The organism is Lactobacillus kimbladii (assembly GCF_000970755.1).
GTDB classification, from domain to species: domain Bacteria; phylum Bacillota; class Bacilli; order Lactobacillales; family Lactobacillaceae; genus Lactobacillus; species Lactobacillus kimbladii.
On record NZ_KQ034007.1, the window covers coordinates 495,087 to 509,310 of the forward strand.

General features: G+C 33.0%; 14 protein-coding genes. 5 read left to right on the forward strand and 9 right to left on the reverse strand.

The window, feature by feature from the left end:
* The first annotated feature begins 26 nt into the window (after positions 1-26).
* From JF75_RS10120 to JF75_RS02940, 5 genes are all read left to right on the forward strand, one after another.
* Positions 27-2,333, forward strand: a complete 2,307-nt coding sequence (locus JF75_RS10120) for a toprim domain-containing protein (protein WP_052726863.1) — start codon at positions 27-29, stop codon at positions 2,331-2,333.
* A gap of 148 nt (positions 2,334-2,481) precedes the next feature.
* Positions 2,482-2,898 carry a helix-turn-helix domain-containing protein gene (locus JF75_RS02925; protein WP_046331758.1) on the forward strand — a complete coding sequence of 139 codons (417 nt, stop codon included), beginning with the start codon at positions 2,482-2,484 and terminating at the stop codon, positions 2,896-2,898.
* Positions 2,898-3,530: a Fic/DOC family protein gene (locus JF75_RS02930; protein WP_046331759.1), complete on the forward strand. Its 633-nt coding sequence runs from the start codon at positions 2,898-2,900 to the stop codon at positions 3,528-3,530. The genes JF75_RS02925 and JF75_RS02930 overlap by 1 nt, the downstream gene beginning before the upstream one ends.
* Before the next feature lie 32 nt (positions 3,531-3,562).
* Positions 3,563-4,348, forward strand: a complete 786-nt coding sequence (locus JF75_RS02935) for a Fic family protein (protein ID WP_046331760.1) — start codon at positions 3,563-3,565, stop codon at positions 4,346-4,348.
* 74 nt (positions 4,349-4,422) lie between these two features.
* Entirely contained in the window at positions 4,423-6,693 is a 2,271-nt protein-coding gene (locus tag JF75_RS02940) for a DNA topoisomerase (protein WP_052726864.1), read from the forward strand.
* A 2-nt stretch (positions 6,694-6,695) separates the two neighbouring features.
* On the opposite strand, the gene JF75_RS02945 is transcribed toward JF75_RS02940, so the two are convergent.
* The 9 genes from JF75_RS02945 to JF75_RS02985 all read right to left on the reverse strand — a co-directional run bounded on the left by JF75_RS02945 (position 6,696) and on the right by JF75_RS02985 (position 14,009).
* Positions 6,696-6,857, reverse strand: coding sequence for a hypothetical protein (locus JF75_RS02945; RefSeq protein WP_167334208.1), 162 nt, complete (start codon positions 6,855-6,857; stop codon positions 6,696-6,698).
* Positions 6,858-6,897: 40 nt separating this feature from the next.
* Complete coding sequence (locus JF75_RS02950) at positions 6,898-7,695, reverse strand: SagB/ThcOx family dehydrogenase (RefSeq protein ID WP_046331762.1); 798 nt, start codon at positions 7,693-7,695, stop codon at positions 6,898-6,900.
* Positions 7,696-7,707: 12 nt separating this feature from the next.
* The gene (locus JF75_RS02955; protein ID WP_046331763.1) at positions 7,708-8,550 is read right to left on the reverse strand and encodes a hypothetical protein; all 843 of its coding nucleotides are present in this window, start codon (positions 8,548-8,550) and stop codon (positions 7,708-7,710) included.
* Between the two features lie 16 nt (positions 8,551-8,566).
* Positions 8,567-9,583, reverse strand: a complete 1,017-nt coding sequence (locus JF75_RS02960) for a hypothetical protein (RefSeq protein ID WP_046331764.1) — start codon at positions 9,581-9,583, stop codon at positions 8,567-8,569.
* A gap of 19 nt (positions 9,584-9,602) precedes the next feature.
* A complete protein-coding gene (locus JF75_RS02965) occupies positions 9,603-10,595 on the reverse strand; it encodes a YcaO-like family protein (protein ID WP_046331765.1) in 993 nt (330 codons plus the stop codon).
* Positions 10,585-11,199 carry a hypothetical protein gene (locus JF75_RS02970; protein WP_046331766.1) on the reverse strand — a complete coding sequence of 205 codons (615 nt, stop codon included), beginning with the start codon at positions 11,197-11,199 and terminating at the stop codon, positions 10,585-10,587. The genes JF75_RS02965 and JF75_RS02970 overlap by 11 nt, the downstream gene beginning before the upstream one ends.
* 11 nt (positions 11,200-11,210) lie before the next feature.
* Positions 11,211-12,059, reverse strand: coding sequence for an McbB family protein (locus JF75_RS02975; protein WP_046331767.1), 849 nt, complete (start codon positions 12,057-12,059; stop codon positions 11,211-11,213).
* Positions 12,060-12,073: 14 nt separating this feature from the next.
* Entirely contained in the window at positions 12,074-13,693 is a 1,620-nt protein-coding gene (locus JF75_RS02980) for an ATP-binding cassette domain-containing protein (protein WP_046331768.1), read from the reverse strand.
* 64 nt (positions 13,694-13,757) lie between these two features.
* Positions 13,758-14,009, reverse strand: a complete 252-nt coding sequence (locus JF75_RS02985; protein ID WP_046331769.1) for a hypothetical protein — start codon at positions 14,007-14,009, stop codon at positions 13,758-13,760.
* Between the last annotated feature and the right edge of the window lie 215 nt (positions 14,010-14,224).

Below are 14,224 nucleotides of genomic sequence, written 5' to 3' on the forward strand. Positions count from 1 at the left end.
ACTTTTTTATTTTGAAAGGAAAAAATATGGCTAATCAAAAAGAAGCCAATTCCTGGTACAACCAAATCTATAATGCAGACATTGTAGATTTATGTGACGCTTTGGGAATTCAATTACACAATGAAGGCCGCATGTATCGTGGGGTTGAACATGATAGTTTAGTAATCACACGGTCAAAAAATGCCTGGTATCAAAATTCACGCCATGTAGGTGGTGTAGGCGGATGGTCCTTCATTAAAGGATATGTTTTTGCCGATCAACAATTAGACAAAAAAGCAATGTATACCAAAATTAGGAACATAGCCAATAAAGTAGGCTTATTTGACCCAAGTCAGCAAACAATGACCGAAGAACAACATACACCTTATGTTTATCCCCAAACTCAAATTACAAAAAGTATTGATCAAGCTAAAAACTATTTGGTTAATGAACGCAAAATCTCACCAAAATTAGTAGATTGGCTGCACCAGCACAACTATTTGGACCAAGATAAGAACAACAATGTTGTCTTCAAAAGATTAGATCCATTTACCGGTAAGATAATTGGAGCAAGTAAACAGGGGACGTACATTAACTTTGATAAATATCCTAAACGGGGAACGTTTAAAATTATCGATCAAAATACCGCACCTCATTCAGCTTGGTATTTTGATATTGGTAAGCCATTAAACGTCAGATTTTTTGAAGCGCCCATTGACGCAATGTCTTTTTATCAAATTGCACCAGATCGGTTTAAAAACACTCGCTTTATAGCTCTAGACGGGCTAAAACCCCATATTGCTAATCACTATCTGACTATTACAGATACTCAATTAGCACAAGAAGGGTTGGGTATACAGTCCATTGCGCTGGGCGTGGACAATGACGCTGCCGGCGACGCTTTTGTGAAGGAAATGCAGGAATACCGTTTTTCCAATAATCTAGGTAAAAATATCCCGATAAAGGCAGCCCAGCCTAACAAAAAATTTGGTAAAGACTGGAATGATCAATTAAAGAATATGACGGGACAGTCAAATTTAGATAAAAATGCCCAACAGATGGATCAAGTACAAGACAAGGTTAGTAACAAGGACTTACCCAATGAACCTAAAGACCTAGTTAAAACACCGGTGGCCAATTTGATGAAAGATGTTAGCTCGTATCTAGTAGAACCCGTAAAAACATTAGAGTTACTAGACTTTTTGGATCGTTTCCATGATTACTCAGTACGAAATCGGTTATTAATCCAAAGGCAACGACCGGGAGCATTGGCGGTTGGGAGTTTTCAAAAATTCAAAGCACTAGGCTACTCCGTGAAAAAAGGCGAAAAAGGTATCAAAATTTTAGTGCCTGTTGAGATAAAAGAATTCCACCGTCAAGATAAATTAGTACCGCTAAAATATGCAACAAAGGACGAACGGGCCAAAATCAAAGCAGGCTTACTACCAGTTAGAAAAAAATTAGCATTTACCGCTGGTAATGTTTTTGATATTACTCAAACTACAATGCCTAAAGAAAAGTATCCGGAATTATATCCTAACCGACACGTTGACTTTGACATAGACAAAGAAATTGATCAAAAGTACCTCGATAAGCGCCTAGATAAATTTGCACAACAAATTGGGTTTAAGGTGGATCGAAGCATATCTGAAGCTGATTACAGTAACTATTTTGGTGTAGCTAAAGGGGTAACTGTTCCTAAAGAGCAAGCGATCTACCTCAACCCCAATAATACATCTAGCGAGCAGAGCGCGACTTTAATGCACGAATTAGGGCACGCCTTGTTACACACTATTCCACAAAGTAAGGAATCAGCAGCGTCAATTAGGCCAATTAAAGAATTACAAGCACAACTAACTTCATATTTGGTAGCTAAAAATTATGGGATTAACAACCATGATGACACTGTAAGTTACATTGCTGGTTGGACCAATAATGGGCAAAAGTTACGCCAACTGACTTCTACGCTGCAAGCGGAAGTTCTAGATGGTTCCATTAAAGCAGCAGACAAAATTATCAACTTCATTGATGAGGATCAAAAGCGAGAGCCGATAGCAAGGAACAAAGATAGAGAAGAGAACCAAGCCCAGTTATCTACTGAAAAAGCGCAGCAAGGAGATCTGTTTACGCCGACTGAAAAGCAAAATTTAGCAAAATTTAGCCAGCAAAAAGAAAAACGAGAGAACAAACTAGTCCCTGAAGAACGACTTATTAAAGTAGAAAATAAACTTAAACAAATTGACCTATCTTCGCCAACAGCTCAACAAGATCTTGCTAAAGTTGTTTACCAACAGAAAGAAATGCGGGCAGCATTAGCAGAAGAATTAGCAGAGGAGGGGCTAGAACGTGATTAGCGTTAAATTACATAAGAATCGTTCTATTCGCGCACCCTGTATGATTTTCACTTCCCCGATTTAGTTCATATTTAATCCCATTTATGGAATTTTTTGTTCGTAATATGGTATAATATAATTAACTAAACTATGAGGGAGATTACCAAAAATGAATGCAGCAGTTTCAAAGTTATTAAACAATGCCAACCTTACTATTAGAGATATTTCAAAGAAAACGAACGTTCCTACAACAACATTGAGTAATGCCCTTAACAAGCCCATTGAATCATGGTCAATTAGAGTATTAAATGCAGTTGCTGCAGGATTAGATGAAAGACCAGGCGATCTATTAAACATGTTACAACCAAAGGTTTATATTTTAGACATCAACGATGAAAACCAGTCTATTCAAGGAGTGGTTATACCAGATAAATTTATGTATCAACAAATAAGGGGAGTGGTAGAAGCAAGTCATTTAGAGGGGTGGAATCCTGAAAAAAGTGATATTGAGTACATTTTAGATTCTGTAATTAATCCTGATCCCAAAGAGCTTAAAAGGATTGATGAAATTTGGGGTAAAGATTAATGAGTGATTGGATTAGCCAAACGCTATATTCTAACGGAACGATGAAGAATAAGCTGCATATCCACGATCAGAAAGAACTCGAGAAAAAAGAATACTTGATTACATCAAGGAATGCATCACTTTTTTTAATGAAGAAGCCGCGCATAGATGATATAAGCGATTTACAGAAGATTCATAAGATCATGTTCGGTGAGTTGTATGATTGGGCAGGCGAATACCGACCAGGTAATTTTCAGAAGAATGGCTTTGATTTTTTTGATCATACGAGATTTGGTTTTGCCGAAAGAAGTATTAATAATCTAATCAAAAACAATCCACCAAAAAGCGCATTGGCCCCAATGGATTATGCAAAATTGATTGATGAAATTAATTTTATGCACCCGTTTAGAGAAGGCAATGGCCGCAGCTGTAAAGTGTTCATGTTAGCTTACGCTGCTAATCACCACCAAGTGCTTGATTATCCACGAAAGAACAATGAAATGATTGCTGCCCAGCAAGCCGCAGATGTTGATCGAATTGCTAAATTGATTAAAGTTGAAGACACGCCTGATCGAGCAGCAGCCTTTAAACAGTTACTACTCAAACAACAGCAAGAGCTGTCTGACCTTGATCAGGATGGCTTGGAACGGTAAAGCTATAATTATTGATATTGAGGTAAAGAACATTGGATTACGAAGACAAGTTTCACTTAACAGCAGAAGAAAATAGACGATTTGCTAAAACGAATCTAACCAAACTCGTTTTTACTAATTCACGCTTTGAAGGTTTGACTACAACCTTGCCGCAAACTCAAACAATTATTGACGGTTTGGGGGTTGACGGTGTACCGATTGACGATATTAATACGATTGTACAGCTTAAAAGAGGTTGGCAATTTACAATTAATAATAAAGAGCCTTTAACTTTAGCAACAGAAAAAAAGATTAATGCAATTGTTGCTCGTGATAGTGCCGCTTTCCCCGGTTACTTACGTAACGGAACCGGCGGTGTAAATACCTATCGAGGTGATTTTGAACCACCGATGATTGATGAACAAGAAGAAGAGCATTACTTGAATTCAATTCTAGCAAGTAAGCGCACCACTACTGATAAAGCATTGACCCTGATGTATCACAATATGCGGCAGCAAATGTTTTACGATGGTAATAAAAGAACGGCCACAATTGCTGCTAATAAGATAATGATTGATAACGGAGCAGGACTAATTAATGTACCGCTAGATCATTGGACCACTTGGCAGAAGATGTTAGCCGATTACTACTTTTCCAACGATATGACGAAATTGAAAGATTGGACGTATAAACATGGTATTCAAGGAATGGAGCCTAACTTACGTGCCCGTTCACAGAATATTGGTAAGGAAATTTCTCCAGAAGAACAAGCGAAGAATATTGCAGAATTTAAACAACTTAGAGACACGTTAGATGATGACGGATTTGAATTATCATAATTAGCATTAGCAACATAGAAAGCCTAACAGAAATGTTAGGCTTTTTTATTTGCGTTAAATAAAAGGAGAATAATATGAAGTATCTAATTCTGGCCGAAAAGCCCTCGGCAGCTGCCGCATTTGCAACTGCCTTAGGCGGCTACAATGGTAATTTCAACGGCGATACTTACACTATTGCCAGCGCACACGGACACTTATTAGAATTAAAAGAACCGCAAGATATGGTAAGTCCAGATAAAAAAGAGCGGTATAGTGATTGGGACGATTTAAACAATTTTCCCTGGAACCTATTTGACTTTAATTGGGAGAAAAAGGTAATTGCCGGCAGTCAAAAAACTTTGAATACTATCAAAAACGCCGCCTCACCCTGTGACGCAATTGTAATTGCGACTAATGATGATCCTTCTGGAGAAGGCGATTTGCTAGGCTGGGAAATTGTTAACGCCATTAATTGGCAAAGAACGGTCTTTCGTATTCGCTTTGCCGATGAAACACCGCAAAATTTCAAAACCGCTCTACTAAATAAAGTAGATGTTACTGACCAGATGAATCAGGGTGGATATCTTGAATCATTGGGGCGTGAGCGCTTTGATTACGCTTCTATGCAACTCTCAAGAATTGCCCTGAGCATTGCCCGTCAAGCAGGTTTTAACGTGCGCTCCATGCGTTTTGGGCGGCAGAAATCGACTATCATTGATAAGATATTCCAGCAGCTTAAAGCCCGTGCAGAATACGTTAAAAAGCCCTTCTACGAAGTACGCTTTCAGGATAATAACCAGAATATCTTTAAACGAACAGATGACGAGGCAGAGAATCACAAATTTACGTTAGAAAATGACGCTGCCATGGAGAAAGGCAAATATGCCAACAGCCAGATAATCATTGATTCAAAGGAGCAGAAACGCCAACAACCACCTACATTACTAGACTTAAGTCATCTTTCTATTTTGGTCGGGAAAAAAGGCTTTTCCTCGGAAACATTCTTGGCCACTTATCAAAAGATGTATGAAAATAATATTCTCTCTTATCCACGAACGGAAGATAGAAAAATCACGCAAGCACAATTTGACCAACTGCTACCATTAGCAGACCAAATAGCACATGTAGTAGGTATTGATCCTAAGCTATTAACGCACCGCACCATTAGAAAAAAGTATCTAGTTACAGCTGCTGCCCACGGGGCCAACCGACCAGGTATTAACGTGCCAAGCAGTCTAGACGCAATTGAAAGTGAGTATGGCAAATGCGGTCGTGAAATTTATATCGCAGCAGTTAAATCCTATTTATCAATTCTGGGAGAAGACAGTATTTACGAACAGCAGAAGGCCCACCTTGCTGCCTACCCATTTTTTACCTGCACAATTAATGTGCCCGTTGCCCAAAATTATAAATTAATTTTTGATGACGCAGAGTTAAATGATGAAAACCCTGATAACCCTACTCGTCAATTTAGTACAGAAGCCTTCCCTATTGTTTACCAAGGCCAAAATCCTAAGCCCAAGAAGCCAACACATAGTTTTATTATTAACTTTTTAGATCGTTATGGAATTGGCCACGGTGCTACTCAAGAATCAACATTAGCAGAGATTGCCAAAGGCAGGAATGCGTTAATTACAAACACGAAGGAAACTTATTCACTGACCTATCCGGGCTTGCTGCAAGCAATAATTGCTACTGGAACAATGATTGCCTCGCCCAAAGTTACTGAACGATTGCAAGAAAAAATGGATCTGGTTAAGCAAGGTAAATTCGATTATCGCAACGTGCCGTTTCTAATTAATCAAATAGTTAAATATGACTTACCAATTGAGCAGCGAAATGCTGCAAATCTTGCTAAAACTGCTAGTCCAAAGTTATTGAAGATGAAGGCAGATTATGAAGCTAAAAACAAAACCAAAGAGAAGGCAAGCGGTATCTGGTGTGGCCAACAAGTCACTATCAATAAAGTTTGGAACTCTTACACTTTCAGTGACAGTGAATTGCAACAACTATTTAATGATCAAAAAATTCAGATTATTACTCCCAATGGCAAGATCACTGGAAAACTAGAACGACAATCTTATAAGAATCACGAGTTTATCGGCTTTAAGCCTGAATTTCCTGATAAAAGTGACGAATATATAACCGGAATTTTTACTCCAACAAATAAAGAAGTTTCATTCAAAAAGAAATTTAGCACTCATATTTTTAGTCAAGATGAGATTACACAGCTGCTATTGGGCAATGAGATAAGATTTTCTTTTACTAGCGCAAAAGGCAAATTATGTACGGTGTCCGGTAAGCTTAAAAAATATGTTTATCAGGGTAAACGACACTTTGGCTTTAAAGGCAAATTTATTAAATAGGGTTAAGAAGAAATATCAACGTGGTTTATGTTGTCTAGTTCAATCGCTTTCCCAGAAACTATTATCTTACTGGCATCTTTACTTCCCTCTTGGGTATGCAAGAAAAAGCCTAGCAAGTTGATTACTAGACTTTGATAATTCTTTACTACAGGACAGTATCTCATCTGATGCTTTTGAATATATCTTAGTAACCATTCAATATTACTAATTGATATGTAAAGGATAACCAAAAAACATTTCATACAAATACATATCCTCTTTATAGCAACCCAAATTTTTTATCGATTCTATAAAATTAATAAATTCTCCATCCAAATAACCCCCAGAGCAAACCGAGCCAATTCCATAATACTCCGAAACCAATGAAAGATTTTGAGCTATATGTCCACATTCTAATGTCATAAACCTATATCCACGATCTTGATATTTATAGCACTGTAAGACAGGTGATGCGATAAAATGGATCGAAAATGCACAGTTTATCGCATATTCTTTGCTTCCAGTAATCTTATTATAGTCAATATTATTTGACAGCAAGGTCAGCTCATTCCTTTGAAAAGAATATTGATACATACCTTTTGCTATTCCATCTACTTTATTACAGCAAACTATTAACTTTATAGGATAAGCTCCTCCAGCTGACGGAACTGTGCAACCTTTTCCTGAAACCAATCCATACGAAAAAAATAAGATTGCAGATAGTTTTTTAAAGGAAACGGATTCCTTTGAAAAATCTCTACAGCTTCTTCTCTTAGCTAGGCATTCAAATAAGCTATTATTTGGCACTTCAACTTTATCCAATGATATACCACCTAGTGATTTTTTTCTTTTTTTACATTGATTCAGAACCTCATGCATAAAGTTCTCATCATCAAAAGCGTTTTGAATACTTGCGTCAAAAGAAGCTGAAGTATTATTTGACAAGCTGGTTTCATTGTGAAACAACCTAAATAAGGGAACACCACTTCTCGTTAATTCACATGAATCATTATATTTTTCCATTTCTTTTTCTTTCTATAGATCTATTAATTTTTTGTTACTTAGTTTCCCAGAAAAATAATTATTAGTTATTATTCTATTTATAGTTTTTGACTTTGAGTCTACCGAACCATCTATTTTTTTAGTTAATTCAAATAATTCATTGGCCAAGTTAGATAAAAAGAAAACATCTGACGTATAGTAGTTATCATAGTGAAATTTGCTATATCGTATTTTCTCTTGATCCAATACAAAATATGCTAATTGCTTTGTTCGTTCATCAATAACTTGCGGACCAATTGAAAAATAATTATCATTACAAACAATAGGCAAAACAACAGCATTAGATTTTGCTAGTGATGCTAAAATTGTAGTTATTACATTTTCATAAACAGGATACCACGCCCAAATTAATACAAGTACAATATCATATTTATTAAATGAAATAGAATTGAGATCTGTTGGAGCATCTATAACATCACAATTCAACAACATTGATGTGCTTTTTGAAGCCTCACTCAATACCTTACAAAATTTCTTTAGATTACCTGAATGTGTATAATCAAAGAAAGCTACGTTAGATGTTAAATACTTATTTTGAGAAGAATCAATATGCCACAGAATGATCCCATATTGAGAAAGAGTTTGTATTACTTGAAAAAAATCTTTTTCTACAAACAAACTAATATTTTCACTAATAAAATTCATTAAATCTGTTATAGAGATAGGAGAAACATAATACTTAAAAAAGGATATAAAGTACTTCTCTACTTTTTCACCCTTTAAATCATAAATTTTTTCTTCTAGCTGAAGTTTTATGCTTTTTTCTGAAATGGAAATAAATCTAGTAATTGGGTTTAGCATTATTTTCTTTTTCAATTTTTTCTCCTATAAATCAAGGGAAAGGTATAAAATTTATTCTTCTATTCAATTTTTTCCCAGTAACACATTCAACATATTCATAAGTTTCATCATTAAAACTAGAAGGATCCAATGATGGAAACCAGTTTAAACAGAAAAGCTTTATACTTTTCGCATTTTTATTACGATAGTACTTATTATTCTTTGAAAAAAAGGATGTCATATAAAGATCGCTTTTCATATAATTTGTAAGTTCATCCAATACTTGCAATCTATCATGCCTACATGAATTTATATCATCAATTTTAACTGTTGGACTATCCTCAAGATAGTCATATGCAGCCAATATTTTATCTTTTGCGAGAATACTAAATACATCACCATAATCTAAATACTTTAGGTTTTTAATAAGATCTTCACTTTTCCCGGTTTCAAACGGATTTGCTTCTTTCACAAAAGAATGCAATGCATCTTCTATAGTATAGCCCGCACCTAAGCCAATATATATTCTATTTCCCTTTTTAGCTCCTATACCGAATACAACCTTATAAAAACTTATAAAAGAGATTTCATATAAATTCATGAATTGAAGGCGTTTAGGAACGAACTTCTTAAAATATTCGTTTTTTTCCAAAAAAAATCCCGGTGATTTAGATAAATAAGATAAAATAAACGATTGTCTTTCTATAAATTCTCTTAATGAGTTCTCGAAAGCTCCTTCTGTAGATGTATATGTCGACAACCCACACGTATCATATAAATATGATAATTTTTCTTTACTAAATTTGATTCTTTCAATCCTTCTCTTGTTAATATTCAAACATGTCAGCATTTTTAAAGGTATCTGCACTTCCCAAAAATTTGTTAGTGCTTGTCTTTCAAAAACTTCCCCTATACTACCCAACATTGAATTTATAAAGCTATAATCACTCGATGAACCATTACATCCTATCGAAGGATAATTTAAAGAAACATAGTTTTTATTATTAAATTCATTCAAAAACTTGCTCACTACATAGTTATACGTATATCCTAACGATTTACTTTCCATTTTGATACCTTTCTATAAATTAACTAACAATACAGTCCATCTCACTATCATCCATTATATAATTATATCTTTTTACTATTGATACGGAACCAGAGTACCTTAAGTTCTCTTTTGTTGGTAAGCATTTTAACAAGGAATCAGAAAAAGCTGTAACAACCTTTCCAGATCTTCTAAACCTAGTTCCTATGAAGCTAATATTAATATCCGAAATCCAGTCCACCGTTTTCAAATTGTAATCAGGATATAGTTTGTTAAATTTATAAGATCTTTGTTTGAAATTACAATTAGACACAAAGTCTATTATTCTTTCTTTATCGCTAAAATCATACTTATACATAGTATCACTTTGATACAAATTTAAAGTTCTACCAATTTTAGATTCTACTAACGCGCCCTCAATTGCTTTATTTAAGCTTTCTTGACAAGATATACCAGTAGATACAACATTATTGTCTTTTACCGATATACAAATTACTGTAGGCCAATTCGATAAGTTTTGGCTAACAAACATATAATTCTTAAGATTGCACATATCACATAGCAATTCAAATTTATTAGTTTCTCTTTTGCTCAGCCGTCTCCCTGATCTAAAATACCAAAAAAGAAAAAGCTCATTTTTTTCAATTAATTCAGAAATAGATTTTTTAATAATGCTAGTTGAATCACTATTTCCAGCAGCTGTTCCTGTTGAATCTACACATCCGAGTACAGAGTTTTTAGAATAACTTAAGCTTGATTTTAAATAATCGTTAGTAATTTTACTATTTTTCAAATTCACACATGTCATGTTTTCACTAATATTATAAAGAAATCCTACATCCGTTCTCTCTAGAAATTCACTATACATTTTTTTTAAACATAACTGTTCAGTTTTACCAGCTGCTGACGATATATATGGAAAAACAACATTTTCAGACCTACGCATACTCAATGAGCCAGAAATTATATGAAGTTTATTTTTCATTTCCTTATCAGTATAAACATAATTTTTGCTATAATCTTTAAACAGCATTAGTTATCCCTATCGCATCTAAAATAAGCATACCATTAACATTAATCCCGACAGCATGAGATAATCTATTAAGATTTACGTTAACCATACAAACATTTTTTTCTCCAAAATAATTGGCAGCCTTGGCCTCCACTTGCCCAACTTGTTTTAAAGCATACTGAAAGCTTTGAATTCCAAAATATTCAACTATATCCATGCTTATACACGGTAATAGAATATAGTTAAACTTTTTATCCAATATTTTACTAAGTTCAATTATATTTAACCCATCTATCTTGTATCTTTTCTCAGTAAAAAAATAATAACCACCAGGTAAGATTTCATTTTTTGTTTCCAACGATACTAAGAAATAGCTTATTATTTTATTATAGAATGCAAAAGAAAGTAATGATACTAATAACTTATCGATTTTTAATGTTGATTTATTCAAATTTACAATATCTTTTTTAGGATCTAAAAAAGCTTCCCTATCTTTTTCTTCAAGTGCTTCACCAGTCTTTATGTATTGAATTTTTTGTTTCTTTTCGTGTACAAATTTTTTCGGATCAAACTGAATCAGTTGAGATTGATAGATTTTTTTGAAATGCGCTCTTATATCTTCCATATTTTACATCCTTATTCAAAGCAATCGCATAATTCCCAATGTACTGCTTCATCGCTCGAAACACTTCCATTAAGATTTATACTTGTTATTGTCGCTGACTCCCTTTCTATATTTTGTTTATCCAAACTCAGTATCTTTTGAGTCAAATATATAATGTTGCGATATGTCACAGGTAGATCTGGATCAAATTTTATTTTCTTTGCATACAGCAAATCTACAATAGTTTGAAATGTCGTATTTGCTGTATTGTCACCATAACCTCTAATACTAGTTTCCAGTTGACTAAAAAAGCACTTGGGACATGGATTATACCAATCCTGTTTATGAATATTACTAATATAAATCTGTGAATTATATGAAAAGCAAAACATATATGGTATATTTAAATGTTGTAATTTATCATTTATATTTACAAAATCAATATAATCAAAAGGAATTAATGCAACTACAATTAATTCATCATTGCTAAATGTCGTTGTCTTTATTTTATCAACGATCGCTTGTGAGCTATCAACAGCGGAGCATTCAAACTTAATAGAAGACCCTTCTTTGTTAAACTCAATGCTATCTTCCAATAACAAATTGTTCGTTAAAACTTTTATTGAATTATAAGTACTTATCATTGGTTTTTTAGAAATTATCTTTGTATCTAAAAGAAAATTGGTTATTGCCTTTTTTTCATCGCCAAAAGCATCAGATAATCTTTTATCAGTTAGTTCTAATCTGTTTTCTAAATCAATAGACTTTAGAAATTTATAAATTCTTTTATCCTTTAGAATAGTAAAGCCATTACTATTCTGAATTCCTTTTCCTTCTTTGTCTAAATCCAATAATATAAATTGATCTACTTCATACTTCATCTATAACTCCTTTTCTAGGCCTTTTCGAGTTTTACCCGCTCTATATTTGTCAAGCAATACTTATCATGAGATATTAAAAAGATCATTTTTCCTTCCTCTGAAATTCTATTAATCATACTCATCAAATGAGGTAAAAATTTACTAGCTACATTTGAAAATGGTTCATCCAATATTAAAACAGATGTATTTGGCTTAACTATAGTTGTAAAGAAATATATCAATTGTAATTCTCCCCCTGAAAGTTCTGTCATTTTCTTATTTAATTTTTCTTCTATTGAGAATTGAGAGAAAAAGAAACTATCTTTCAATTTCAGGCTTAAAAGCAATTCATTTATTTGTTTCTCTGTTAAACAAGTTTGTAAATACTCGTTTACCGTTATACTTTCAGGAATTTCGTGCTGCAGCATAATACTGATATTATTTTTTCTAAATTCTTGCAGATCAATATTTGAAATATTTTCACTATTGATCTTTATCTTACCTAAAAAGTCTCGCTTTAGTCCGATTATTGCAAGTATTAATGATGTCTTACCTACGCCATTTGGTCCTTCAATTCCATATACCTTACCTGTTTTAAAAATAAAGTTTAAATTTTTATTATATAATTTGTTATTATCCAGTTTTAAATTGAAGTCTCTTAATTCAATGGATTTAACTTCTTTAAAGCTCTTTTCTCCAATCTGCTCATTACTTTTTTTCAATATTTTATTAGTTCTGTATTTAGCCACTTTATAATTCTGATATTCTGAAGCAATAATAAATATTGAATTAATACTATTAAGCATATTACTGAAGTACTGAAAAGTTATCATAAAAGTCCCAATAAGCCACTTGCCTTCTAAAACAAGTAATCCACCAATTAAGAAGAAAAATATTTGAAACAACAATGTAACCATTATTTTTACAAGCGAAAAAATATAGTTCCATCTAAAATCGTATTTCATTGCAGTAAACATCTTATCTGCAGATCTATTCATTCTCATTATTTCTGTGTTCAAGACTTCTTTAGCTTTAATTTGAAGATAATTTATAAAAATATTGTTCCGAACAGAAAAAAGTTTATCATATGTTTCTTTTACTAGCTTTGAAGCACTATAAAGTTTTTGCTTTATTAAAAAATATATTAAAGCATACAATAGGAAAAAAACAGCAACAACAACAAATATTCTATAGTCTAAAAATACTAAAAATAAAGAAATAAGCATTAATGTTAAAATACTGCTTATAAAGGTAGGAAATACTCCTAAAATAAAGTTTGCTATTTCATTAACGTCATTGTTTATCCTAGAATGTAAATATGTACTATCTTGAATTTGTTCATCATCAGATTGTAAGTGATAAATCTTAGATATTAATTTAGAAACTATTCCAACTTCTTTTACATTTTTTGTGTAATACTGAATTTTAGATGAAAAATATGAAAGAAATAATTGAAGAATCATGACAATAACCAAAATACATACAAACCAAAAAAACTGACTCATTTTTTTGGTATATACAATAGTATTTATTAGTTCTGCTTCTAAATATGGTTCTCCAGTTAGTAAAATAGTGGTAAGTACACTTACCACTACTTGTACAAATAGATCTGTTTTTATAACTGAAAATATTTTCTTAAAAGCCGAGTTTTTCATAGGATCCTCCTATAATTTAATTTTTTATATTTGCAGTATTAACATATAAATCCAGATTTCGCCATCAAATTATTATTTCTAGCACTTCAGTATCAGCATCTAAATCATCACTTCCTACTGAACAAAAGTGCCAACATGCTGTATGACATTCTTTAGCACATTCTTTACCACAACTCTCATGACATTCTGTTTGGCAAGCGCCAAAACAGAACATTCCCTTAGTTTCCATATATCCGCTTTGTACTGAAGTTACACCATACTCATTATTTGAACCAGCATCTGGTCCTTTACTCATTGCTCCTTTATTTACCGGCATAAAAATCAACCTCTTTCTTCATTAAAATGCAACCTAACCTTTATTGATTAACCCTATTTACTCAGCATTAAAATTAAAATTATATGAGCCTATTATACACGGTTGTTTAACAATTTCAACATATTAAAAATTTTTTTTAATTTATGAGTAATAATTTAGTTAAAAACCCAATACAAATAACTTGAAGTTAACCCCCGGAATTGGACAAAGATTCC

What these genes read in the sequence shown, in the direction of transcription:
- JF75_RS10120 (WP_052726863.1), top strand. Translation starts at nt 27, where the DNA reads ATGGCTAATCAAAAAGAAGCCAATTCCTGGTACAACCAAATCTATAAT.
- JF75_RS02925 (WP_046331758.1), top strand. Translation starts at nt 2,482, where the DNA reads ATGAATGCAGCAGTTTCAAAGTTATTAAACAATGCCAACCTTACTATT.
- JF75_RS02930 (WP_046331759.1), top strand. Translation starts at nt 2,898, where the DNA reads ATGAGTGATTGGATTAGCCAAACGCTATATTCTAACGGAACGATGAAG.
- JF75_RS02940 (WP_052726864.1), top strand. Translation starts at nt 4,423, where the DNA reads ATGAAGTATCTAATTCTGGCCGAAAAGCCCTCGGCAGCTGCCGCATTT.
- JF75_RS02945 (WP_167334208.1), bottom strand. Translation starts at nt 6,857, where the DNA reads ATGAGATACTGTCCTGTAGTAAAGAATTATCAAAGTCTAGTAATCAAC.
- JF75_RS02950 (WP_046331762.1), bottom strand. Translation starts at nt 7,695, where the DNA reads ATGGAAAAATATAATGATTCATGTGAATTAACGAGAAGTGGTGTTCCC.
- JF75_RS02960 (WP_046331764.1), bottom strand. Translation starts at nt 9,583, where the DNA reads ATGGAAAGTAAATCGTTAGGATATACGTATAACTATGTAGTGAGCAAG.
- JF75_RS02965 (WP_046331765.1), bottom strand. Translation starts at nt 10,595, where the DNA reads ATGCTGTTTAAAGATTATAGCAAAAATTATGTTTATACTGATAAGGAA.
- JF75_RS02970 (WP_046331766.1), bottom strand. Translation starts at nt 11,199, where the DNA reads ATGGAAGATATAAGAGCGCATTTCAAAAAAATCTATCAATCTCAACTG.
- JF75_RS02975 (WP_046331767.1), bottom strand. Translation starts at nt 12,059, where the DNA reads ATGAAGTATGAAGTAGATCAATTTATATTATTGGATTTAGACAAAGAA.
- JF75_RS02980 (WP_046331768.1), bottom strand. Translation starts at nt 13,693, where the DNA reads ATGAAAAACTCGGCTTTTAAGAAAATATTTTCAGTTATAAAAACAGAT.
- JF75_RS02985 (WP_046331769.1), bottom strand. Translation starts at nt 14,009, where the DNA reads ATGCCGGTAAATAAAGGAGCAATGAGTAAAGGACCAGATGCTGGTTCA.